We start from the raw sequence: 22,120 nt of genomic DNA, 5'->3' as shown, positions 1-22,120 counted from the left end.
GGTGGGCAGCCATGGTCCACGAGCTCGAGAAGGGCGTGCAGGTCGTACCGACGATCCGCGGCCAGTCTCGCCGCGGTCTCAGCGGCGAAACCGGCTTCGAGCAGACGGCACCGACGCCAGGTCTGTACGTCGAGCGGCGGCCCGTCATCGACGCAGCGGCGCCCGAGCCCTGGGGGATGGTGGACAGTCACGTCTTGTTGGTGTCGACCGGAGCAGGAGGTCTTACCGGTTCGAGGGCACTGGGTAAGAACGCGTCGCACCGTGACACCAACATCGCCGTGACCCTTTCCACGCCCTCGAGCTCCGGAACGCCGGTCCAGACTGTCGCCCTCGGGTCCGGCTCCGGCACAGTCGTCGGCTCGTCCGTCTGCGCGGCCTCGGCCGGAGTCCACGCGGTGCTCGTGGTGCCGCACTCTCACGAGTCGGTCGGCCTGGCTGTCGCGTTCGCAGCCTCGGCTGCCGCTATGGCGATGTCCGCGGTCGCGCTGGCGCTGGACGCCGGCCCGAATGTCACGACGATGATCGCCCTGCTCCTGGTCGGGGTCGCCGTCGCCTACGCGCTCTCGCGCACCACCGGTATCCCCGGTCTGACTGTTCATCCGGAGCCGCTCGACGCTTTCGGCACCGTGGTCTCCTGCGTGGAGCTCATGGCCGCCTGGGCGCTGGTGCGGCCCGCGACCCGACGGAGTCGTTCATGACCCACCACCTCCTGGCCGCCCGGCGCGGCTGGTTCCTCTCGTTGTTGTGCACGGTTGCCCTGGCTGCCGCCCTGGCCACCGTCTCGGTCGGTCCCGACCACGACGCTTCGGCGACCGAGCCCGGCCACACCCACGGTGCGACCACCGGGCACCACACGAGCGCCCACGCAATCTCGACGTCGACCACGGCCGCTAGCACCGCAGCCCGGTCGGCGTTCCACGACCAGATGCGCAAGCTCTGGGAGGACCACGTCACCTGGACCCGGCTCGCGATCGTCACGTTCGCCGACGGGTCCGGAGGGTTCGACGCGACGGCCGCACGCCTGCTGACCAACCAGGTGGACATCGGTGACGCGATCAAGCCGTTCTACGGCGAGGCCGCCGGCGATCAGCTCACCACCCTCCTGAACGGTCACATCGGCATCGCCGTCGAGCTGCTGCAGGCCGCCAAGGCCGGCGACAGCGCGGCGTTCGAGGTGGCGCGTGTCAGGTGGTACGCCAACTCCGACGAGATCGCCGACTTCCTCGCCGCCGCCAACCCGAAGTACTGGCCCCAGGACGTGATGCGGACCGCCATGACGGCACATCTCGACCAGACGCTCGCCGAGGCCGCGCACGAGCTGAACGGCCAGTACGCCGCCAGCGTCGCCGACTACGACGAGATCCACCACCACATCCTGGAGATGGCCGACGTCCTCAGTGACGGCATCATCCGCACCTTCCCGCAGCGGTTCCACTCCCGCTGAGGGGATGCCCTGCGCGTCGGCCGGGTCCCCAAGCACCCGTGGAGACCCTGCCCCGCGCACCGGCGTGATCGAGGAGACGACATGGTGACCACGGCGTTCGTCTTGTCCGGAGGGGGCAGCCTGGGGGCCGTCCAGGTGGGCATGCTCCAGGCACTGGCCACGCACGATGTCCGACCCGACCTGTTGGTCGGCACCTCGGCCGGAGCCGTGAACGTGGCATGGATCGCCGGGCACGGCATGTCCCCCGACTCGCTGGCCGAGCTCGCCGACGTGTGGACCGGCCTGCGTCGTCGCGACGTCTTCCCGGTCGATCCGCGCCAAGTCCTGCGCGGGCTGGTCGGCCGAAGCGCGGGCGTGGCCTCGGATGCCGCACTGCGACGGCTCGTCAGGGCGCACGCCACCATCGACGACCTGACGCAGGCGCGAGTGCCGACCCACCTGGTGGCCGCCGACCTGCTCAGCGGCCGGCAGGTGCTGATCTCGAGCGGCGACGTGGTCGACGGCGTCCTGGCCAGCGCGGCGATCCCGGGCATCCTGCCCCCGGTCGCGAGCGCCGGACGTCACCTCGTCGACGGGTCGGTGGCCCTCCACGCGGGCGTCTCCCAGGCGGTCGACCTGGGCGCGACGCTCGTCTACGTCCTGCCCACGGGAGCGCCCTGCGCGCTGCCGGAGCCACCGCAGTCGGCCGTGGGTGTGGCGCTGCACTCCTTGACCTTGCTGATCGCCCAACGCCTGATCAACGAGATCGCTGGCCTGCAAGGGGCTGCGGAGATCAAGGTCCTGCCGCCGCTGTGTCCGCTGGCCGTGTCGGCCTCGGACTTCCGGCACGCCGCCGAACTCATCGCTCGCGCTCGGCAGACCAGTCTCGAGTGGATCAGCTCCGGCGACATCGACCTGCCCGCCCCGGAACGCTTCCTCTCGCTCCACCACCACCGCCCGGAGGGGATGCAGGACGAGCCCTCGAGCGCCCAGGGCCGGCGACCGCGGAGAGGTACGGCTCCCGCCCGAGGGTGAGGTCACGGTGCGTCCTCCGCGACGGGCACCGCGCCACGGGGGTCGGTGACGTGACCGGCACCCTCCGCACGGAGGGCGACGGCCGCCTGGACGAGGGCGGCGTGCGTCAGAGCCTGGGGGTAGTTGCCCAGGTACTCCCGCGTCGCCGGGTCCATCTCCTCGGCGTACAGGCCGAGGGGTCCGGCCAGCGCGAGGAGGTCCCGGAACAGCGTGTCCGCCTCGCCCGCGCGTCCGCCGCGCGCCAGGGCCTGGACGAGCCAGAACGAGCACGGGAGAAAGGCTCCCTCGACACCGGGAAGGCCGTCGCGCCCCGACGGATAGCGGTAGAGCAACGGGGATCCGGCCCCGAGTTCGCTGACGACGGCCGCGATGGTTCCGCGCACGCGGGGGGAGTCGGCCGGGTGGAACCCCAGCTGCGGCAGGACCAACAGGGCGGCGTCGGTCTCGGACGAGCCGTAGCTGCGCGTGTAGGTGCCCCGCGCTTCGTCGAAGCCGCGCCGCTCGATGTCCTCGCGCAGCGCGGCCCGTTCGGCGCGCCATCGGCTGGTACGCCGAGCGGACGTCCGGTGGTGGGTGGCGATGCTCAGGGCGCGGTCCAGGGCCAGCCAGGCCATCAGCTTGGAATGCACGTGGTGCACGGTGTCGGAGCGCACCTCCCAGATGCCGGCATCGGGCTCGCGCCACCGGTCCGCCACCCGGTCGGCGAAGCCGGCCATGGTGCGCCACGTCTCGGCGTACAGGGGGTAGCCCGCTTCGCCCATCCGCCAGGCCGCGTCGAGAACCCAGCCGTAGCCGTCGAGCTGGTGCTGGCCGGCCGCGGCGTTGCCGGACCGGACCGGCGTGCTGTCGGCATAGCCGGGCCACCCGGCGAGCTCACGCTCGGGTCGGGGGTGCTTCCCGTGCAAGGTGAGCAGGACGGGGATCCGGGGACGGTCGAGCCGGGTGGCGCTGACCAGCCAGGCCATGAACGCGCGGGCCTCGTCGTGCTTCCCCGCGCCGAGGAAGGCGTCGATGCCGATGCTCGCGTCGCGGGGCCAGGCGAAGCGGTAGTCCCAGTTGCGGACGCCCCCGAGCACCTCTGGCAGCGAGGTCGTCGGCGCGGCGACCGGTGCTCCGGACGGCGAGTAGGTCAGCAAGCGGAGAGTGAGCAGGCTGCGGACGACGGCCTGGCGGTAGGGGAGCGCGTCGTCGATGTCGCGACACCAGGCCTGCCACCGTGCCTCGTCGCCCTGGAGGGCATCCCACGCCGTGTCGGTGTCGAGGCACACCAGCGGTTCGCGATGGGCCACGGACATCACACAGGTGAACGGCCGGTCCGGGGTGACGGTGACCGTCGTGGGTCGTCCCGGCTGCACGGCTGCGGTGGGGGTGGTGCGCAGTGCCACGGCCACGGTCCCCCAGACGCAGACCAGGAGCTGGCTGCGGTGCTCGGTCCGCGGGGCTCGGCGTCGTTCTCCGAATCGGGGGTCGAAGGCGATGACGGCCTCGACCGGGCCGTCGGGGGCGGTGAGCCGGCGTACCAGCATGGTGGCTGGGAGCAGCTGTCCGGCGACCTCGGCCACCATGCCCTCGGTGAGGGTCAACCGGCCGGTGTCGGTCCGCCAGGTCGTCTCGAGGGTGGCGGTGTCGGTGCGGTACCCGCGAGCCACCACCTCGGCGGGGTGTCGTGGGCCAAGTCTGAAGCTGCCGGCCGCCGCTCCGCCGACCAGCCGGCCGAAGACAGGCAGACCGTCGAAGTGTGGGATGCACAGCCAGTCGACGGAGCCGTCGGAGTCGACCAGCGCGGCGGTGCGGGTGTCGCCGAGCAGTCCGTAGTCCTCGATCGGGGGTCTCATCGTGGCGGCGGCCTCATCGCACGCCGAGGAGGAGACCCAGGGACATGCCGTAGGCCAGGTGGGCGGCGAGGGTCACCAGGGGTGTCTGCGTTCCGTAGTTGAGGGCGAGCAGGCCCGGAGGTTCCAGCACCGAGGTCGATGCGGGGCCGGCACGCTCCGAGGCCATCCGAGGATGGACGCCCACCAGCATGGGGACCAGGACCGTCAGGGCGACGGCGCCATGGAGGAGGCCCAGCAGCCCACCGAGCCACCAGGTGGCCTGGCCCAGGAGCGCGAAGGCGGCGGTGTAGCCGAGAGCGAAGACCTGGCCCACGGCCAAGTGCATGACCCCGCCGGCCGCGCGCGCACGGTCGGGGTCCGGGGTGACGACGGTGCCGAGGATGAGGGGCAGGTCGAGCCGGCTCAGCCCGCCCAGCTGGGCGGCGATCATCAGCCCGGTGAGCACCGCAGTGGCCAGCAGCCCGAACAGTGCCCAGCCCGCCCAGTCCACCGGGGCGTCACCTCAGCCGGGCGAGGAGGCGCGCACGGGAGCCCGGGGCGCGGCCTTCGCCTTCTCGCTCAGCGTGCCGAGAACGTGGGCGAACGACGCCCGGAACGCGGCGATGCCCTCGCGCTCCAGGGTGCGGCCGACGTCGTCCATGTCGACCCCGGCGGTTGCCAGCGCGCCCATGTGGTGCTCGGACGCAGCGAGGTCGACGTCGATCGTGCGGGCCAGGGTGCCGTGGTCCTCGAACGCCGCCATGGTGCTCTCCGGCAGGGTGTTGACGGTGTCGGGCCCGATCAGGCTGTCGACGTACAAGGTGTCGGGGTAGCGGGGGTTCTTGGTCGACGTGGATGCCCAGAGGGGACGCTGCACCCGTGCGCCGCGGTCGGCCAGCCGTTCCCACCGAGCTCCGGTGTGGATCTCGCGGAAGAGCCGGTAGGCGAGCTTGGCCTGGGCGACGGCGGCCCGGCCACGCAGGCCGAGGGCCTCGTCCGTGCCGATCGCCTCCAGACGGCGGTCGACCTCGGTGTCCACCCGGCTGACGAAGAACGAGGCGACGCCGTGGACCGTGGACAGGTCGGAGCTGTGACCGGCCAGGGCCTCCAGGCCGGACAGGTAGGCCTCCAGGACCTGGCGGTAGCGGGGCAGGGAGAAGATCAGGGTCACGTTGATGCTGCGGCCCTCGGCGACCATGGCCTCGATGGCGGGAACGCCCGCGGACGTGGCGGGGATCTTGACCAGCAGGTTGGGCTCCCCGATGCGTTGGTGCAGCTCGCGAGCGGCCTTCATCGTCGCCCGTGTGTCGTGCGCCAACCCGGGTGCGACCTCGATCGAGACGAACCCGTCGGCGCCCTCGGCCGCGTCGTGGGTCGGCCGCAGCATCCCCAGCGCGTCGCAGACGTCGGCGACGACGAGGTGCCAGTAGGCGTCCTCCAGGCTGTGTCCGGCGCCGAGGAGCGCGTGGAACTGCGGATCGTAGGCGTCCGAGGACTCGATCGCCTTGGCGACGATCGTCGGGTTGGCGGTCACCCCCCGCACACCGCGGGCGATAAGGTCCGCCATCGTGCCGTCCCACAGGGAGGACCGGGTGAGGTTGTCCAGCCAGGGGCTCTGACCTTGTTCCTCGTAGAGTCTGACCAGACGCGGCATGGGTGTGTGCTCCTGTTCCTTCACGTGCTCGTGGTGCCGGGCGCAGCCCAGCGGACTCCGCTGGCCTCAGTCGAGGCCTTCTGCGATCTGTGTCAGGGACACGGACTCGTCGTCCAGGTCCGGAACCATCCGTTGTCCCCGGACGATGTGCCGGATGGAGTCCATGGCGTCCCAGTCGTTCGCGTGCATGCCGGCCAGGACCCGTCCCTGGCGCAGCCAGAACGCCGTGAACGTGCCCTCGTCGGGCGTCCCGCGCAGGACGACCTGGTCGTAGCCGTCCGGTCCGACGTTGCCCAGGTACTCCATGCCGAGGTCGTACTGGTCGGAGAAGAAGTAGGGCAGCCGGTCGTAGGAGACCTCCTTGCCCAACATGTTCTGCGCGGCGACGACGCCCTGACCGATGGCGTTGTCCCAGTGCTCGACCCGCACGTGGCGACCGAGCAGCGGGTGGTAGGCGTTAGCGATGTCGCCGGCCGCGTAGATGTCGGGCTCGGAGCTGCGCAGCTGGTCGTCGACGAGGACGCCGTTCTCGGTGCGTAGGCCGGCGGCCTCGGCGAGGGTGGTGTCGGGTGACACGCCGATCCCGACGACGAGCAGGTCGGCTTCGACCGACGAACCGTCTGTCAGTGTCACGCTCGCGACTCCGGCGTTGGCAGCAATGTCTGAGACCTCGGTGTTCACGCGTACGTCGACGCCGTGTGCCTGGTGGAGGGCGGCGAAGAAGCGGGCCACCTCCGGTCCCAGGACGCGGACCAGGGGCAGGTCCAGGGCCTCCAGGATGGTGACGTGGGCGCCGGCGCGGCGGGCGGCAGCGGCTACCTCCAGGCCGATCCATCCGCCCCCGACGATCACGAGTCGCCGACCGACATGCAGCCGCGATCGGATCAGGTCGGAGTCCTCGACGGTGCGCAGGTAGGCGACGGGTGCGCCGCTGTCGTCGGCCATCGCCAGGTGGCGCGGTCGGGCACCGGGGGCGAGCAGCAGCTTGTCGTAGCGCTGGGTGGCGCCGGCGGCGGTCACCGTGCGGGCGACGGGGTCGACGGCGGTGACCCGGGTGCCCAGCCGCAGGTCGACGTCGTGCCCGTCGTACCAGTCGGGCGGCTGGACGAGGGCGGACTCGAAGCTGTCGTCGCCCGTCAGGTACCCCTTGGACAGCGGCGGCCGCTCGTAGGGCAGATGGGATTCGGCGCCGTAGAGCACCAGGTGCCCGTCGAAGCCGCTCTCCCGCAGCTCCTGCACGGCCTTGCCGGCAGCCAGCCCCGCGCCGACGATGACGAAGGCCTGCGTGGCGGTCATCGTCGGCCCCCCCGGCCGGACCCGCGGGTCAGGGATAGGAACTCTGCTCGGGAGGACGGGTCGGTGCGCAGCGTGCCGAGCAGGGCGGAGGTGACCGTGCGCGTACCTGCTGCGCGGACCCCCCGCAGGCTCATGCAGGTGTGCTCGGCCTCGATCACCACGCCGACTCCACGGGGAGTGAGGTGGCGGTCCAGGTGCTCGGCGATCTGCTGGGTCAGCCGTTCCTGGGTCTGGGCGCGATGCGCGTAGAGCTCGACGAGTCGGGCGAGCTTCGACAGACCGAGGATTCGGTCCGCGGGCAGGTACCCCAGGTGGGCCACGCCCGTGAAGGGCAGCATGTGGTGCTCGCAGACCGATCGGACCGGGATGTCCTCCACCACGACCAGCTCGTCGTACCGCTCGGCGTTCGGGAAGGTGGTGAAGTCGAAGCTGTCCGACGTCAGCATCTCGGCATACGCGTGGGCCATCCGGCGCGGCGTCTCGGCCATGCCGTCGGACCCGATGGGCTGACCGAGAGCCCGGAGCAGATCGGCGGCCGCCTTCTCGGCGGCGACCAGGTCGATGGGGGCGGCCGCCGGCGTCACCGGCGAGCGCCACGGGAGCACGGTGGCCGTGACGCTCGGTGCCGGTGCGTCCAGCGTGCGCTGCTCGGTCACCGGTCGTCCATGTGCTGGCCGCCGTCGGTGACCGGCGCGGGACGGCCGGCTGTGGAGGGACCAGGGGCGGCCAGACGCGCCAGGGCGAGGGCGCCGACCAGGAGGCCGAAGTCGCGCAGCGCGACGTCGTAGTAGTCCCCGATGCTCACCAGGTTGACGATGATGCCGAGCAGCCACGCCGCGACGACGTAGGCACCGATGGCGGGGCGTACCGCCACCAGGACGCCCGCCAGGATCTCGACCACGCCCACGGCCAGCATGGCCTGGTGCGCCGATCCGGGGACGATGTCGTTGATCCAGGGAGCCAGGTACTTCTCCCAGTTGGTGAGGATGTCGAAGAACTTGTCCAGCCCGAACGCGATGGGCGCAATCGTGAAGACGGTACGCAGCATTAGGTACGCCTGTCGGGCGCCGGTCGGGCTTGCCTCGCCGTGGGCGGCAGGTGCCGAGAAGTAGCGGGTGACGGTCATGGATCTCGACCTTTCTAAAAGAGGATACTGTGAACGTTAGACCGGATGCGCCTCTTCGTCAATGGATGTGTCCGTTAGAGATCGGGCGGTCGATCACGGCCTACCCCTGTCCGCGAGTCAGCTCGTCCCAGTCGAGGGCAGGGGCCTCGACCGCGTGCCCGTTGAGGTACGTCAGGGGGTCCTCCGCGGCCTCGGGGCCTGCGGCGAGCCAGGTGGCGAACCCACTGCTGTTGCGGCGTTCGAGCTCGTCGAGGTACATCTGCCGCTCCGCGACGGCCGCGATCAGCTTCACCGCTAACGACTGCTGTCGCTGGGCGGCCCGGTAGCTGATCCGCCACCGTTTGCAGAGCTGCTCATCGGTGAGGTCGCGCAGCTCCGGCGCCCGGAATTGCGCGAACTCGGGGCTGGCGTAGGCAAAGGCACGCGCCACGGCGTCCAGCTGGGCCGTCGACGGCGTGCGGGCCGATCGGAGCCAGCGCGCGGAGAATCTCACCGCGTGCGGGGATGAGGCCAGGACCACGGCTGCGAGCAGGAGAACGCCGCCGCCCAGGAGGGACGCGTACCCGATGAGCGCACTGATGCCGGTCCCGGCCAACAGTGCCCCGCCGGCCATGAGCCGCGCTCGACCCCCCGTGCCGCGCTCCCAGAACACGCCCACAAGCAACATCGACAGCAGGCTGCCCACGGCTCCGAAGGCAACGAACACGAGCAGCACGGCACCCGGTGAGTCCGCGAGAGCCACCAGGGTGCCGATCACGCCCAGGGGTACGCAGATGCTCAGCCACAGGATCCGATAGGTCCCCATCGCATCCGCCTCCTTCAGTGACGACATACCCACGATCACCCGAGCGGCGCCTCCCACGTGTCGGGGTGAGAGCGATCGAGATGAGTCGTTCCACCATGACGCGGCGACAACGCCTCGTCACCGCCGGACATCGGCCGACAACGCGCTGCGTGACTTGCCGGTAATCGGCAATCGCGGGCCAAGAGCAGAGCGGCGCGACTCCGATCAAGCACCGGGCCTGACGTCCAGCCTCGCGGGCTCGGGATGCACGTCAGGTTGGAGCGGCATGATGCGGGTTGCTGGCGCTCGGCAGCGGGAAGACCAGTTGTCGTCCAGCGGCGACTGGTGAATCGCGGACGATAGCGCGACATGCTGCTGCAGCGACGGCGCTCTTGGCGTGCCCTGCACAGACATCAGAAGGCGGTCAAGGAGGTCAGCGGTGACAAAGAAGCCAGATGTGCGCTTGCGAAGGGTCTACGACGACCCCGCCGATGACGACGGCATCCGCGTCCTCGTTGATAGACGATGGCCAAGGGGAGTGAGCAAGGTGCGTGCCGAGCTCGACGAATGGTGCACCCAGGTTGCCCCGTCGGACGCGCTGCGGAAGTGGTACGGCCACGACCCCGAGAAGTTCGAGGAGTTCGGCTCTCGTTACCGCACGGAGCTCCGCGAGCCCGAGCGGGCCTCCGCGCTGCGACATCTTCGGCTGATGGCTTCCCACGATCGGGTGACCCTGCTCACCGCCACGAAACACCTCGAACTGAGCCAGGCAGCGGTACTTGCCGACTTGCTGCGCGCCGTCTCTCGCTGAGTCGTCGCTTGCCGGAGATCGGCAGGCGCAGGGGAGCAACCGATCCGGTCGCGAGCAATCCGCCGACGCTCGTCACGCGGAAACGTGCCGACCAGACCCGCGCGGCGACGTCGAGCCTCGTCCGAGGCGATAGGTGCTTCTTCTGGGGTTCCAGCGGTCGCACGACATCAGCGGTCAATGAACGGAGAGAGTCATGACCTTCCTGCTTGGGCTTCTGGCACTCCTCGGAGCACTGGCGATCGCCATCGCAGCCGGGAGCTTCCGCGTGGTCAAGGAGTATGAGCGTGGGGTCGTCTACCGATTCGGTCGGGTGCGTCCGAAACCCTTGCGTGCCGGCCTGACCCTGCTGATCCCGGTCGTGGACCGGCTCCAGAAGGTCAACATGCAAATCATCACCCTGCCGGTCCCGGCCCAGGACGGAATCACCCATGACAACATCACGGTGCGGGTCGACGCGGTCGTCTACTTCCAGGTGATGGACCCGCTCAGAGCGGCCGTTGACGTGCAGGACTACTTCGCGGCCATTGGGCAGGTCGCGCAGACATCGCTGCGGTCCATCATCGGCAAGAGCGACCTCGACGACCTCCTAGGTGACCGCGAGAAGCTGAACCAAGGCATGGAGCTGATGATCGACAGCCCAGCCGCCGGCTGGGGCATCCACATCGACCGGGTAGAGATCAAGGACGTCTCCCTCCCCGAGACCATGAAGCGGTCGATGTCGCGCCAAGCCGAGGCCGAACGTGAGCGACGCGCTCGCATCATCACCGCCGACGGTGAGTTGCAGGCCTCCCAGAAGTTGGCTCAGGCCGCCGAGGTGATGGCCGAGCATCCGGCGGCGCTGCAGCTGCGGCTGCTGCAGACGGTCGTCGAGGTTGCCGCCGAGAGGAACTCCACGCTCGTTCTCCCCTTCCCGGTCGAGCTGCTTCGCTTCCTGGAGAGAGTCACTACCTCCCAGCCGACACAGAGCCTCCCGTCACTGAGCATCGACCCACCGACCGCTCCCGTGGGTGGCCCCGCCGCGGTGCCGCCTCCGGTGGCGGACGCGGTGCGTGTGCCCGAGGAGGCTCTGCCGCGGCCAGCGCGAGCTTCGCGCGGTTTCATGCCGGGGCAGTGCGGCTGAGCCGTCTGCGCTTCGGTGCCCCTCGAGCTCTGCTGCGAGCCCTCGGTGTCTAATGGGGGAACAGCGTCGATGAACGGACGAGCACGTGAGCCCAGGTGGATCCAGCAGGAACCGCGCCGCTGCGACGAGTCAGTCCTCAGTCACTGACTCCTCGGCCATCGACGAGGCCTGGCTGGCCGGGGTCCCCGAAGGCGCCAGCAAGGACTCCGGTGGGGTGTCGCCCGAGTTCCTCGCCGGTTACTTGCCGATGCTGGTCGACGCCGCAACGATCGGCCGGGCTCCGAAGCGAGCAGAGATCGACGCGGTCCGACTGCAAGGCCGTAGGGCCGCGGAATCAGGTGTGCCCGTGGGGCGGGGCGTCGACCTCTACCTCTCGGCGGCGCGCCGCGTCTGGGCTGAGCTTCCGGCGATCGTCCGCCAGCGCGACCGGAACGCCGTACGGGCAGCTGCTGAGGCGGTGCTGCAAGTCTTGGACGAGGCGGTGGCGGCCTTCGCTGACGGCCATGCCGAGGCGGGCCGCGAGCTCATCCGCAAGGAAGAGTCTGTTCGACGAGATCTCGTCGACGACCTGCTGCGCGGCGACGCCCACCTGAGCGAGCTGGTGGAGCGAGCGGAGCCATTCGGCCTCGACCTGACCCGTGCCCATCAGGTCGCCCTCGCCCAACCGGGGCAGCGACTCCCCTCGATCGCGGCCGCCACCAGCGCCCTCGAACGAGTCGTCCTGGATCGCTTCGGCGACCGGGACGTGCTGGTGGCCACCAAGGATGGGTTGGTCGTGGTGATTGCCCTCGCAGAGGCGACCGGAGCGCCAGACACGTCGATGGGTCTGGCGACGACCGGCAGCCTCGGCAAGACCGTGCACAGCGAGCTCAGCCGCCTGCGGCGTGGGTCCCCCTGGCGGGTTGCGATCGGTCGTGCGCACCCGGGTGCCTACGGGATCGCCCGGTCCTACGAGGAGGCCCGCGAAGGACTGACCATGGCGGCCCGGATGCACCTGGACAGCCCGATCGTCGAGACACGGGACCTGCTGACCTACCGGGTGCTCGCCCGGGACCAACCCGCGCTGAACGACCTGGTCTACTCCGTGCTTCACCCTCTCCGCCAGGCGCGCGGCGGCGCGGGTCCACTGGTGGAGACCCTGGCTGCCTACTTCGACTGTGGTTGCGTGGCGACGGCAGCCGCGGCCCGGCTTCATCTCTCGGTGCGGGCCGTGACCTACCGGCTCGACCGGGTCAGGTCGCTCACCGGCTTCGACCCGCTGGACCCCGCGCATCGCTACACCCTGCAAACCGCCGTCCTCGGCGCGAAGCTGCTTGACTGGCCAGAGCGACGTATCCCCGACTCGGCGGCCAGTTCGTGACGGTGGCAAGCACGCAACCCTGCCGGCGTGTGCGGGATGGCGTTGCCAGACGCGGTACGGCAGCGAGTCGCCGGCCGCTCATGTTGCCGATCGTGGGCAACGGCCGGTAACCGGACTTCGCCGGGCGCAGCCATCACGGGGCCACGGCGTCTCACGGCAGCATGGAAGCCCAGCTCAGGACGGTCCACCCACAGTGGGAGTGAACCCGTCCCGCGACCTCGTCGACGTCGTGAGCGACTGCCCCCACACGAAGGACCCCTCAATGACGCTCACGCGCGCACGGCACCGCCCCGAACCGGCGTCTCCGGAGGCTGCTGACCTCCCAGACCCCGGCGCGGATTCGGACATTCCCAGCTTCCCGGAAGTACTTGTTGCGCCTTCACCATACTGGTCGCCGATCAGCTCGTTACCCATAAGCACGTTGTTGTCGACGGAGACGGACCCCGCTGTGGGAGAGGCCTGGGACATGGTCGACGAATGGGGTCTGCAGTCGTTCCCGGCCAGCGATCCTCCCTCGAACTGGTGACCCCGTGATGGCTGCCACTCTCGCGGACCGCTGCGAACCACGAACACGCGCCGGAACCGGGGGCGTGGCGTGACGACTGCTATCTCACGCGGCCGGGCCGCCGCCGCGCCGCCAGCCTCCTCATTGGGTCGTTCCATTGTTCGCGTCATGACGACGACCGACCACAAGGTGATCGGCAAGCTCTACCTGGTCACGTCGTTCGGCTGGTTCCTGATCGGCGGCGTGATGGCGATGGTCATGCGCTCCGAGCTGGCCTATCCCGGCCAACAGGTCGTCAACGACGAGTTGTACAACCAGTTGTTCACGATGCACGGCACCATCATGTTGCTGCTGTTCGCGACGCCGCTGTTCTTCGGGTTCGGCAACATGATCATGCCGCTGCAGATCGGCGCACCGGACGTGGCGTTCCCTCGCCTGAACATGCTGTCCTACTGGCTGTTCCTTTTCGGTGGCCTGATCGCCGCATCGGGGTTCCTGACCCCCCAAGGTGCGGCCGACTTCGGCTGGTTCGCCTACGCGCCGTTGAATGATGCCGTGCGAAGCCCGGGCGTCGGTGGGGACCTGTGGATCATGGGGCTGTGGATGGCTGGGCTGGGCACCATCCTGGCCGCGGTCAACTTCATCACGACGATCATCTGCATGCGCGCACCGGGGATGACCATGTTCCGGATGCCGATCTTCGTGTGGAACACCTTCGTCACCTCACTGCTGGTGCTGATCGCGTTCCCGGTGCTTGGCGGTGCACTGCTCATGTTGGAGGCCGACCGCCAACTCGGCGCGCAGGTGTTCGACGCCGCGCACGGCGGGGCGATCTTGTGGCAACACCTGTTCTGGTTCTTCGGACACCCTGAGGTCTACATCATCGCATTGCCCTTCTTCGGGATCATCTCGGAGGTCCTGCCCGTTTTCAGTCGCAAGCCGGTCTTCGGCTACGTCGGGCTGGTCGGAGCCACGATCGCGATCGCGGTCCTGTCAGTGTCGGTGTGGGCTCACCACATGTTCGTCACCGGCGCGGTCGACCTGGCGTTCTTCTCCGGCATGAGCTTCCTGATCGCGGTGCCCACCGGGATCAAGTTCTTCAACTGGACCGGCACGATGTGGGGCGGGTCGATCACCTTCGATACCCCCATGTTGTGGTCCATGGGCTTCTTGACCACGTTCCTCTTCGGCGGTCTCACCGGGGTGATCCTTGCCTCACCCCCGCTGGACTTCCATGTCACCGACTCCTACTTCGTGGTCGCGCACTTCCACTACGTCGTGTTCGGCACCGTGGTGTTCGCGATGTTCGCCGGCTTCTACTTCTGGTGGCCCAAGATGACCGGCCGGATGCTCGACGAGCGGCTGGGCAAGCTGCACTTCTGGTTGTTGTTCGTCGGCTTTCACACCACCTTCCTCGTCCAGCACTGGCTGGGCGTGGAGGGCATGCCGCGTCGCGTGGCGGACTATTTGCCGGACGACGGCTTCACCCTTCTGAACCAGGTGTCCACCATCGGGGCGTTCGTTCTTGCGGCCTCCACTCTGCCGTTCCTCTACAACGTCTGGGTCAGCCGTCGTGCCCCCCTGGTCGAGCGTGATGACCCGTGGGGCTGGGGTCGGTCCTTGGAGTGGGCCACCAGCAGCCCACCGCCGCGGCACAACTTCGTCTTCATTCCACGGGTTCGGTCGGAGTCCCCGGCGTTCGACCTTCACCATCCGCAGGTCGCCGCGAACGAGCTGGCCCACAACCAGGCCACCCGCAAGGGACGGGTCGTCGAGGCATCCAACTCGGAGATTCGCGAGGACCTGTTTCGAGGTCACGGCCCCGACCTCAACCAGGAAAGCAAGACCGACGATGACAGATGAGATAGGACGACGTGTTGGGCCGGGAGTGACCTCGGCGGTCCTGTCGGTATCGCGTCTGGACCGTTCTATCGAGTTCTACCGGGACGTCTTCTCCTGCACCGTGAGCGTTCGGGAGCCGGGGGCCGTTCTGCTGCTTGCCACGGACGGTTTCCAGCTGTACCTGGTAGATCGGGGGACGAGGGCTGAGCATCCCTCGGGCGGGATCGGACACCAGTTCCTCATCTGGGCCGTCGGCAGCGACTCCGAGCTGCGAGACCTGGCGGCAGTCCTCACCGATCGTGGCGGACACCCTGATGTCTCCACGAGTGGCGGAGTTTCCTTCCTGACCGCCCATGACCCCGATGGCATCCGGATCGTCGTGGCCCACCCCAGTCCGGAAACGTTTCCGCGCGCCGTTATCGCCGCTCGGCTCTACACCTGACGCGTGGCCCCGCAGAGAGCCGTCGCACTGGGACGACAGTTTGCCGATCGTCGGCAACCGCGGATCCGGGTCCTGACCGAGCCCACGCCTGGATCGTGCTCATTGCCCGCGACAGGGTGGAGAACGAAGCGCCGACGCCGCAGCCTCTTCCACCGGATGAAGTGATCTCATGACAGCCTCACCGACCGCCACTATGTGGCCCCCCGAGCCCCTTCCGCGCTTACGCAGTCGCGGAGGGTCCGGCGCGGGTTCCTCCGACTACCCGGGTCGGAGGAACCCGCGGGCAGTAGGCCGGCGCCCGGAGAGCGCGAATGCGGAGCTCCTCGCTACCGCGACCGCGGCCCTGTTGGCCCAGCGAAGCTTCCGGGCGCAACAGCTGCAGCAACTAGGCGAGGATCCCCCGGAAGCCGAGCCCGACGCCGCACGGAGCGAGATCCACATGGCGTTGCAAGCAGCCGCCCGCTCGGCTCTCCGCGACATCGACGCGGCGCTGCGGAGGATCCGGCGCGGCAACTACGGACGCTGCCCCACGTGCGGCGACGCGTTGTCCGTGGAGCGGCTGCGTGCGGTGCCGATGACATCCCACTGTGAACGGTGCCAGCGTGCAGCGGCCAACGCAGCGGCCGCCGCGCCGAAGCGCCGAACTGCGGCGGACACCCCATCGCGACATCCTCGAGAAGAGGGCGCCTCTCATGACGACTGAACTGGAGCGTGACCTCTTCGACAGCACGGATCCTGTCACCATCTCGGGAGATCCGGATCCGTCTGAGACCCAGGAATGGCTGGACTCGGTGGACGCGGTCATCGACCACGCCGGCCGCCTCCGCGCCCGTGAACTGATGCTGAACGTCCTGCGGCGGGCTCAGCAACGGCACGTGATCCCCGCCGGCCATGGTGTGACCGACTACGTGAACACCATCCCCACCACTGTCGAGCCGGAGTTCCCCGGCGATGAGGAGATCGAGCGCCGAATCCGTTCCTACGTTCGCTGGAACGCAGCCATGATGGTGCACCGTGCACAACGGCCGGGCCTGGGGGTCGGCGGACACATCTCGACCTACGCCTCCACTGCCACGTTGTACGAGGTCGGGTTCAACCACTTCTTCCGTGGCCACGACGCCGACGGCGGAGCGGACCAGGTCTACTTCCAGGGTCACGCATCACCGGGCGTCTACTCCCGCGCCTTCCTCGAGGGACGCCTGACCGCACGACACCTGGACGGCTTCCGTCAGGAGATCTCGCACGCCGGCAGGGGCGGGGGACTCCCGTCCTACCCCCACCCCCGGCTGATGCCCGACTTCTGGGAGTTCACCACCGTCTCGATGGGGCTCGGCCCGATCAGCGCCATCTACCAGGCCCGGTTCAACCGATACCTCCACAACCGCGGCATCAAGGACACCAGCCGCCAACACGTCTGGGCCTTCGTCGGCGACGGCGAGATGGACGAGCCCGAAGCACTCGGAGCGCTCGGGGTCGCCGCCCGCGAAGGGCTGGACAACCTGACCTTCGTCATCAACTGCAACCTGCAGCGGCTCGACGGACCGGTCCGTGGCAACGGGAAGATCATCCAGGAGCTGGAAGCCTACTTCCGCGGTGCAGGCTGGAACGTCATCAAGGTCGTGTGGGGACGTGAATGGGATCCTCTCCTGGCCGCCGACCATGACGGGGCCCTGGTCGATCTGCTCAACTCGTCTCCCGACGGTGACTTCCAGACCTACAAGTCCGAGTCCGGCGGCTTCGTCCGCGAACACTTCTTCGCCCGGGACCGTCGCACCGCGGCCATGGTCGCGACCATGACCGACGCGGAGATCTGGGGCCTCAAACGCGGCGGCCACGACAGTCGGAAGGTGTACGCCGCCTACGACGCGGCCGTTCGGCATCGTGGCCAGCCGACCGTCGTGTTAGCCCAGACCATCAAGGGGTGGACGCTCGGCTCCCACTTCGAGAGTCGCAACTCCACCCACCAGATGAAGAAGCTCACCCTGGAGGACCTACGGGCCTTCCGCGACCGTCTGGAGCTGCCACTCGACGACAGGTTCCTCGACGCGGACCTCCCCCCTTACCTCCCGCTGCCCTCGGGCTCCCGCGAGCTGGAGTACCTGCACGAGCGCCGCCGGCGCCTCGGCGGCTACCTGCCCCGCAGGACCGTTCAGCCCGCGCGCACGATGGCAAAACTACCCGGCGAAGCCTCGTACGAGGTCACTGCACGCGGGACCGGGCGTCAACCCGTGGCCACCACCATGGCCTTCGTCCGCCTGCTCAAGAGCCTGATGAAGGACCCCGAGATCGGGCACAGGTTCGTCCCCATCATCCCCGACGAGGCACGCACGTTCGGTTTGGATGCCTTCTTCCCAAGCAAGAAGATCTACTCACCACGCGGGCAGCAGTACCTCTCGGTGGACCGAGACCTGATGCTCAGCTACCAGGAAGACATCCGTGGAGTGCTGCTGCACGAAGGGATCACCGAAGCCGGCTGCGCCGCGTCCTGGACCGCCGCCGGTACCTCATACGCCACCCACGGCGAGCCGATGATCCCGATCTACATCTTCTACTCCATGTTCGGGTTCCAACGCACCGGTGACCAGCTGTGGGCCGCCGCGGATCAGCTGACCCGAGGATTTCTGCTCGGCGCCACCGCAGGCCGCACCACGCTCAACGGCGAGGGGCTGCAGCACCAGGATGGCCATTCACTGCTCCTGGCCTCGACCAACCCCGCCTGCATCGCCTACGACCCGGCGTTCGGCTTCGAGCTCGGCCACATCGTCCGCGACGCACTACGCACGATGTACGGGCAACCGGCAGAGGGGGAGGACCCCAACGTCTTCTACTACCTCACCCTCTACAACGAGCCTATCGTCCAGCCCGCCCAGCCCGATGACGTTGATGTCGAAGGGATCCTCGCCGGCATGCACTTGTACTCCCCGGCGGCAACCGACCGGGACCCTGGGGCGCAGATCCTCGCCTCTGGGATCGCTGTGCCCTGGGCGCTCGAGGCACAAGAGATGCTGCGCTACTGGGGAGTGAACGTCGACGTCTGGTCGGTCACGTCCTGGACGCGGCTGCGTCGCGAGGCTCTCGCCACCGACGAGTGGAACCACCAGCATCCCGATGAACCGCAACGAACCCCCTACGTCACCGCCCGACTCCTGGGACAGCGCGGGCCGGTGGTCGCTGTCTCGGACTGGATGCGGGCGGTCCCCGACCAGATCGCGCCGTTCGTCCCGGGGGACTGGTCCTCATTGGGCACCGATGGGTTCGGCCTCTCCGACACGCGAGCCGCGCTCCGCCGCCACTTCGGCGTCGACGCACCGTCCATCGCGCTGCGAGCAGTCGAGCGCCTCGCGCGCCAACGGCTCATCGACCCGGTGATGGCTCGGGCAATTGCGAGGCACTACAGCCGTGACTTCGGAATCCCTTCGTGACGAACAGGTGCAGGCATGAGTCCCTCGTTGGGTCACGCCCGCGGCACCGGCGTGACAAGGAGGCAGCGCAGCGACCGCGCGTCAGTTCTCGCCCGCCACGAGCGTAAAGCGTCCGTGAAGGACCCAGACCTGGGCGTCGCTTTGGCAGCCTCCAGCGGTCGCAGGGGGGTGGGGCGGCCCGGGGCCAACACCGCCCACAGCGCGAATAGCGCCAATGGGCCACCTTCGTCGGTCAAGAGCAGGTTCGGATATGCGTAATCCGCTTTCGAACCAGCGGCAGTTGAGTCCACGGGCGTGGTGTACGGCGGGCCCGACGTGAGCGTGGCGTCCTGAGATAGCGACGGCCACCGCGTGATCCTTCAGAAGACCTGCGAAAGCACGACTGAAGGAGATCACCACGATGACCGTCGACCCCAACTCTATTGACCTGCCTGCCTTCATGGCCGAGCACTTGGAGCGTGCCGAGCCCGACCTGCTGCGGAGCATGTTGTCCACGTTCGTGCAGGCGTTGATGTCGGCGGAGGCCGACGCGATCTGTGGCGCCGGCTACGGGGAGCGCTCGGCGGAGCGGGTCAACTCTTGCAACGGGTACCGGGCCCGGGACTTCGACACCCGGACCGGGACGATGCAGGTCGCGATTCCCAAGCTGCGCGAGGGTTCCTACTTTCCCGACTGGCTGTTGGAGCGGCGTCGGCGGGCCGAGCGGGCGCTGACCACGGTGGTGGCGACCTGCTACCTGCTGGGGGTCTCGACCCGGCGGATGGAGAAGCTCGTCGACACCCTCGGGATCACCCGGCTGTCCAAGTCGCAGGTCTCGGTGATGGCCAAAGAGCTCGACGCCCACGTCGAGGACTTCCGTACCCGGCCCCTGGACGCCGGCCCGTACACGTTCCTGGCCGCGGACGCCCTGACGATGAAGGTCCGCGAGGGCGGCCGTGTGGTCAACACCCACGTCCTGGTCGCCACCGGCGTCAACGCCGATGGACACCGCGAGATCCTCGGCATCGATATCTGCTCGGCCGAGTCCGAGGCCGGCTGGTTGACCCTGTTCCGCGGCCTGAACGCTCGCGGCCTGTCCGGGGTCAAGCTGGTCACCGCCGATGCGCACAGTGGCCTGGTCGCGGCCGTGGCGGCAACCCTGGACGGCGCCAGCTGGCAACGATGCAGGACTCACTACGCGGCGAACCTGATGTCGGCGACGCCGAAGTCGTCGTGGGGGTGGGTCAAGGCGATGCTGCACTCGATCTATGACCAGCCCGACGCCAAGTCGGTGCACGCCCAGTTCGACCGTGTTATCGACACCTTGGCCGAGAAGCTGCCCGCGGTGGCCGAGCACCTTGAGGAAGCCCGCCCCGACATCCTCGCCTTCACCGCGTTCCCCAAGGAGATCTGGCGACAGATCTGGTCCAACAACCCCAACGAACGCCTCAACCGCGAGATCCGTCGCCGCACCGACGTGGTCGGGATCTTCCCCGACCGAAACTCAGCGATTCGACTCATCGGCGCCGTCCTGGCCGAGCAACACGACGACTGGGCCGAAGGCCGCCGATACCTCGGACTCGACGTCCTAGCCCGTTCCCGCATGGCCCTGATCAACACCGACCGGGACACCGACGAGAAGGAGGACCTGACACCGGCCGCACTCACTGCCTAGAGTGCAACCACCGGATCACGCGGTGGCCCTTTCATCCACCACGACCGTGGACTCGACCCCAGCGGCCACGCGGCGCGTGCCCGCCGGAGGGCCTCAATGACTGAGACCGTGCATCACGAAACACACCCGCCCTGGCGGCGCGCCGCAGGGAACTCGCGCCGGCGACACAGAGGGCGTTTGAGGAGTTTGGTCGCGCGGTATTCGCAGACGCGCGCTCGATCGCAAGACCAAGCAGCTCATCGCCGTTGCGGTTGCCCACGTCACGCAGTGTCCCTACTGCATCAGCGGGCACACCAAACCAGCCAGCCGGGAAGGCGCTGCGCCGTCGAGGACGTCTTCAGCCGACGCGTGGTGGGCTGGTCGATCGCCGACCACAGGCGCTCAGACCTCGGCATCGACGCCCTACAGATGGCTACCTGGCGCCGGCGGCCAGTCGGCACGGTCGTGCACGCGGACCGCGGATCGCAGTACACCAGCTGGGTCTTCGGACACCGACTCCGCGACGCCGGCCTGCTGGGATCCATGGGCCGCGTCGCATCCAACGTGGAACCCTGCCTATATGGCTACATGCTGGCGTTTGTGGACAGCCAGCCTGAAGCACCCAGGCGCATGGGCCAGCACTGGCGGAGCGCTGTGGTCGACTCACCGGCGCCGTGACCTCGTTCGCTGCCTTAGAGGCCTTCGCGTGCAGGGGCTCAGCGGCATGCCCGGGCCCGATACCGCCAAGAGGTGCGCACTTGGGGCGGTGTCCACCTCCCCCTCGGTGGGCACGAGCATTGGTGTGGGGACCCTCCGCCTTCTCCAAGCGGGTCGTTTGAGGTAGACGACGGCGAAGTTTGCTGACGCCGGCGACGCGGGCTCGCCGGGGGGAGCAGGGTCTCGAGCACGCGAGGAACCAGCCGTGGACGCCGGGATTCACGGTGCCAGCGAAACTCCCCAGCGAGAGCTCGTCACGGCTCCCGGGTCGAGTCGGATGAGGTCCTCACCTGTGTGGAACGCGTTCGGGGGGCAGGTCATGGGTTCGGTCCCGAGCCCTCGGCGTCGCCGCCCAGGGGACAATGTGTCTCCGGTGTAGACCTCGACGATCGGGTACGAGGTGTCGACCCAGAGGTGGACGGTGCGACCGTCGGTGCCGGTCAGACGCACCCGTGCTCGGTCCTCGGCATCGCGGTGCAGGTCGGTGAAGGGGTAGTCGATGAGGAGGTCCCCCACGGCCTTGCCCTTGCGGAAGTCGTAGTCCGTGCCCGTGACGGGTTCGCGCCCCACGGGCAGCTGGCGCTTCGAGTCGGTCACGATGCGCGTCTCCGCTTCGAGGTGGAGCTCACAGTCGTCGATCAGCCCGGCACCGGGGGAGAGGTAGGGATGGTGTCCGCTGCCGAAGGGGGCGGGGACGTCGCCGATGTTGGTTGCCGTCGTGGTGACGCTGAGACCGTCGCTGCCGAGCTGGTAGGCGACCTCGACCTGGAGGGCGAACGGGAACCCCTGGAGGGGGAGCAAGGTGGCCTTCATCGTGATGCCGTCCACGTGCTCGTCCGTGGGCTCCCACTGGCGCCACAGCAGGAACCCGTGGATGGCGTTGTGCTTGTCAGGCTCGGTGAGCGCGACCTGGTGCTCGGTCCCGTCGAAGGAGTAGCGCCCGTCGGCGAGGCGGTTCGGCCAGGGAATCAGGGGCGCACCGTGAGCGCCGTCGCGCATCCGGTCCAGGCCGTACGGCTGGAGGACGTCACGCTCGCCGACGCGGTACTCGCGAACACCACCGCCGACCTCGACGATCGTCGCGCGCTGGTCACCGCGGGTGATCTGGAACTGACGTCCCGATGGTGCGAACACTG

20 protein-coding genes and 1 pseudogene are annotated in these 22,120 nt (G+C 68.8%); 13 read left to right on the top strand and 8 right to left on the bottom strand.

Annotation, left to right across the window (positions count from 1 at the left end; translation table 11 throughout):
- The first annotated feature begins 11 nt into the window (after window positions 1-11).
- The 3 genes from ISU07_RS06135 to ISU07_RS06125 all read left to right on the top strand — a co-directional run bounded on the left by ISU07_RS06135 (window position 12) and on the right by ISU07_RS06125 (window position 2,458).
- Window positions 12-698 carry a hypothetical protein gene (locus ISU07_RS06135; RefSeq protein WP_194705897.1) on the top strand — a complete coding sequence of 229 codons (687 nt, stop codon included), beginning with the start codon at window positions 12-14 and terminating at the stop codon, window positions 696-698.
- Window positions 695-1,444 (top strand): hypothetical protein, encoded by a 750-nt coding sequence (locus tag ISU07_RS06130; protein ID WP_194705896.1) that lies wholly within the window; start codon window positions 695-697, stop codon window positions 1,442-1,444. The genes ISU07_RS06135 and ISU07_RS06130 overlap by 4 nt, the downstream gene beginning before the upstream one ends.
- A gap of 81 nt (window positions 1,445-1,525) precedes the next feature.
- On the top strand, window positions 1,526-2,458 hold the full coding sequence (locus ISU07_RS06125; RefSeq protein ID WP_228521386.1) for a patatin-like phospholipase family protein: 933 nt from the start codon (window positions 1,526-1,528) through the stop codon (window positions 2,456-2,458).
- Between the two features lie 2 nt (window positions 2,459-2,460).
- Here the strand turns inward: ISU07_RS06125 and ISU07_RS06120 are convergent, their stop codons facing one another.
- From ISU07_RS06120 to ISU07_RS06090, 7 genes are all read right to left on the bottom strand, one after another.
- Complete coding sequence (locus ISU07_RS06120; RefSeq protein ID WP_194705895.1) at window positions 2,461-4,293, bottom strand: glycoside hydrolase family 15 protein; 1,833 nt, start codon at window positions 4,291-4,293, stop codon at window positions 2,461-2,463.
- Window positions 4,294-4,306: 13 nt separating this feature from the next.
- A complete protein-coding gene (locus ISU07_RS06115; protein ID WP_194705894.1) occupies window positions 4,307-4,783 on the bottom strand; it encodes a hypothetical protein in 477 nt (158 codons plus the stop codon).
- 12 nt (window positions 4,784-4,795) lie between these two features.
- Window positions 4,796-5,926 (bottom strand): transaldolase, encoded by a 1,131-nt coding sequence (gene tal / locus ISU07_RS06110; RefSeq protein WP_194705893.1) that lies wholly within the window; start codon window positions 5,924-5,926, stop codon window positions 4,796-4,798.
- Between the two features lie 66 nt (window positions 5,927-5,992).
- Window positions 5,993-7,222 carry an NAD(P)/FAD-dependent oxidoreductase gene (locus tag ISU07_RS06105; RefSeq protein WP_194705892.1) on the bottom strand — a complete coding sequence of 410 codons (1,230 nt, stop codon included), beginning with the start codon at window positions 7,220-7,222 and terminating at the stop codon, window positions 5,993-5,995.
- Window positions 7,219-7,878 carry a GTP cyclohydrolase I FolE gene (gene folE, locus ISU07_RS06100; protein ID WP_456093961.1) on the bottom strand — a complete coding sequence of 220 codons (660 nt, stop codon included), beginning with the start codon at window positions 7,876-7,878 and terminating at the stop codon, window positions 7,219-7,221. Before folE ends, ISU07_RS06105 begins: the two co-directional genes overlap by 4 nt.
- On the bottom strand, window positions 7,875-8,348 hold the full coding sequence (locus ISU07_RS06095) for a hypothetical protein (protein WP_194705891.1): 474 nt from the start codon (window positions 8,346-8,348) through the stop codon (window positions 7,875-7,877). Before ISU07_RS06095 ends, folE begins: the two co-directional genes overlap by 4 nt.
- A 100-nt stretch (window positions 8,349-8,448) precedes the next feature.
- On the bottom strand, window positions 8,449-9,153 hold the full coding sequence (locus ISU07_RS06090) for a hypothetical protein (protein ID WP_194705890.1): 705 nt from the start codon (window positions 9,151-9,153) through the stop codon (window positions 8,449-8,451).
- A 418-nt stretch (window positions 9,154-9,571) separates the two neighbouring features.
- On the opposite strand from ISU07_RS06090, the gene ISU07_RS06085 reads away from it, so the two are divergent.
- From ISU07_RS06085 to ISU07_RS25035, 10 genes and pseudogenes are all read left to right on the top strand, one after another.
- Complete coding sequence (locus ISU07_RS06085) at window positions 9,572-9,943, top strand: DUF488 domain-containing protein (protein ID WP_194705889.1); 372 nt, start codon at window positions 9,572-9,574, stop codon at window positions 9,941-9,943.
- 193 nt (window positions 9,944-10,136) lie between these two features.
- Window positions 10,137-11,063 carry a slipin family protein gene (locus tag ISU07_RS06080; RefSeq protein ID WP_194705888.1) on the top strand — a complete coding sequence of 309 codons (927 nt, stop codon included), beginning with the start codon at window positions 10,137-10,139 and terminating at the stop codon, window positions 11,061-11,063.
- A gap of 214 nt (window positions 11,064-11,277) precedes the next feature.
- Window positions 11,278-12,423 (top strand): PucR family transcriptional regulator, encoded by a 1,146-nt coding sequence (locus tag ISU07_RS06075; RefSeq protein ID WP_323742459.1) that lies wholly within the window; start codon window positions 11,278-11,280, stop codon window positions 12,421-12,423.
- Window positions 12,424-13,096: 673 nt separating this feature from the next.
- The gene (gene ctaD, locus ISU07_RS06070) at window positions 13,097-14,791 is read left to right on the top strand and encodes an aa3-type cytochrome oxidase subunit I (protein WP_194705887.1); all 1,695 of its coding nucleotides are present in this window, start codon (window positions 13,097-13,099) and stop codon (window positions 14,789-14,791) included.
- Between the two features lie 25 nt (window positions 14,792-14,816).
- On the top strand, window positions 14,817-15,212 hold the full coding sequence (locus ISU07_RS06065) for a VOC family protein (protein ID WP_194705886.1): 396 nt from the start codon (window positions 14,817-14,819) through the stop codon (window positions 15,210-15,212).
- A gap of 169 nt (window positions 15,213-15,381) precedes the next feature.
- Window positions 15,382-15,915 (top strand): TraR/DksA family transcriptional regulator, encoded by a 534-nt coding sequence (locus ISU07_RS24695; RefSeq protein WP_323742458.1) that lies wholly within the window; start codon window positions 15,382-15,384, stop codon window positions 15,913-15,915.
- Complete coding sequence (gene aceE / locus ISU07_RS06055; RefSeq protein ID WP_194705884.1) at window positions 15,905-18,634, top strand: pyruvate dehydrogenase (acetyl-transferring), homodimeric type; 2,730 nt, start codon at window positions 15,905-15,907, stop codon at window positions 18,632-18,634. The genes ISU07_RS24695 and aceE overlap by 11 nt, the downstream gene beginning before the upstream one ends.
- Window positions 18,635-19,034: 400 nt before the next feature.
- Window positions 19,035-20,288, top strand: coding sequence for an IS256 family transposase (locus ISU07_RS06050; protein WP_194705883.1), 1,254 nt, complete (start codon window positions 19,035-19,037; stop codon window positions 20,286-20,288).
- 199 nt (window positions 20,289-20,487) lie between these two features.
- Window positions 20,488-20,580 (top strand): annotated as a pseudogene (locus ISU07_RS25040) (carboxymuconolactone decarboxylase family protein); the annotation flags it as partial.
- Window positions 20,556-20,945 (top strand): DDE-type integrase/transposase/recombinase, encoded by a 390-nt coding sequence (locus ISU07_RS25035; RefSeq protein ID WP_407671372.1) that lies wholly within the window; start codon window positions 20,556-20,558, stop codon window positions 20,943-20,945. The pseudogene ISU07_RS25040 and the gene ISU07_RS25035, both read left to right, overlap by 25 nt.
- A gap of 258 nt (window positions 20,946-21,203) precedes the next feature.
- On the opposite strand, the gene ISU07_RS06040 is transcribed toward ISU07_RS25035, so the two are convergent.
- Window positions 21,204-22,118 carry an aldose 1-epimerase family protein gene (locus ISU07_RS06040; RefSeq protein WP_323742457.1) on the bottom strand — a complete coding sequence of 305 codons (915 nt, stop codon included), beginning with the start codon at window positions 22,116-22,118 and terminating at the stop codon, window positions 21,204-21,206.
- Between the last annotated feature and the right edge of the window lie 2 nt (window positions 22,119-22,120).

Source organism: Nocardioides islandensis, from assembly GCF_015352455.1.
In the GTDB taxonomy this organism is placed as follows: Bacteria; Actinomycetota; Actinomycetes; order Propionibacteriales; family Nocardioidaceae; genus Nocardioides; species Nocardioides islandensis.
Note: the sequence above shows the minus strand (reverse complement) of the source record. Positions and strands in the feature narration are given on the sequence as shown.

Bases quoted from the DNA above. Each gene is read 5' to 3' on its own strand.
- ISU07_RS06135 (WP_194705897.1), top strand. From the start codon at position 12: ATGGTCCACGAGCTCGAGAAGGGCGTGCAGGTCGTACCGACGATCCGC.
- ISU07_RS06130 (WP_194705896.1), top strand. From the start codon at position 695: ATGACCCACCACCTCCTGGCCGCCCGGCGCGGCTGGTTCCTCTCGTTG.
- ISU07_RS06125 (WP_228521386.1), top strand. From the start codon at position 1,526: ATGGTGACCACGGCGTTCGTCTTGTCCGGAGGGGGCAGCCTGGGGGCC.
- ISU07_RS06120 (WP_194705895.1), bottom strand. From the start codon at position 4,293: ATGAGACCCCCGATCGAGGACTACGGACTGCTCGGCGACACCCGCACC.
- tal (WP_194705893.1), bottom strand. From the start codon at position 5,926: ATGCCGCGTCTGGTCAGACTCTACGAGGAACAAGGTCAGAGCCCCTGG.
- ISU07_RS06105 (WP_194705892.1), bottom strand. From the start codon at position 7,222: ATGACCGCCACGCAGGCCTTCGTCATCGTCGGCGCGGGGCTGGCTGCC.
- ISU07_RS06095 (WP_194705891.1), bottom strand. From the start codon at position 8,348: ATGACCGTCACCCGCTACTTCTCGGCACCTGCCGCCCACGGCGAGGCA.
- ISU07_RS06090 (WP_194705890.1), bottom strand. From the start codon at position 9,153: ATGGGGACCTATCGGATCCTGTGGCTGAGCATCTGCGTACCCCTGGGC.
- ISU07_RS06080 (WP_194705888.1), top strand. From the start codon at position 10,137: ATGACCTTCCTGCTTGGGCTTCTGGCACTCCTCGGAGCACTGGCGATC.
- ctaD (WP_194705887.1), top strand. From the start codon at position 13,097: ATGACGACGACCGACCACAAGGTGATCGGCAAGCTCTACCTGGTCACG.
- ISU07_RS24695 (WP_323742458.1), top strand. From the start codon at position 15,382: ATGACAGCCTCACCGACCGCCACTATGTGGCCCCCCGAGCCCCTTCCG.
- aceE (WP_194705884.1), top strand. From the start codon at position 15,905: ATGACGACTGAACTGGAGCGTGACCTCTTCGACAGCACGGATCCTGTC.
- ISU07_RS06050 (WP_194705883.1), top strand. From the start codon at position 19,035: ATGACCGTCGACCCCAACTCTATTGACCTGCCTGCCTTCATGGCCGAG.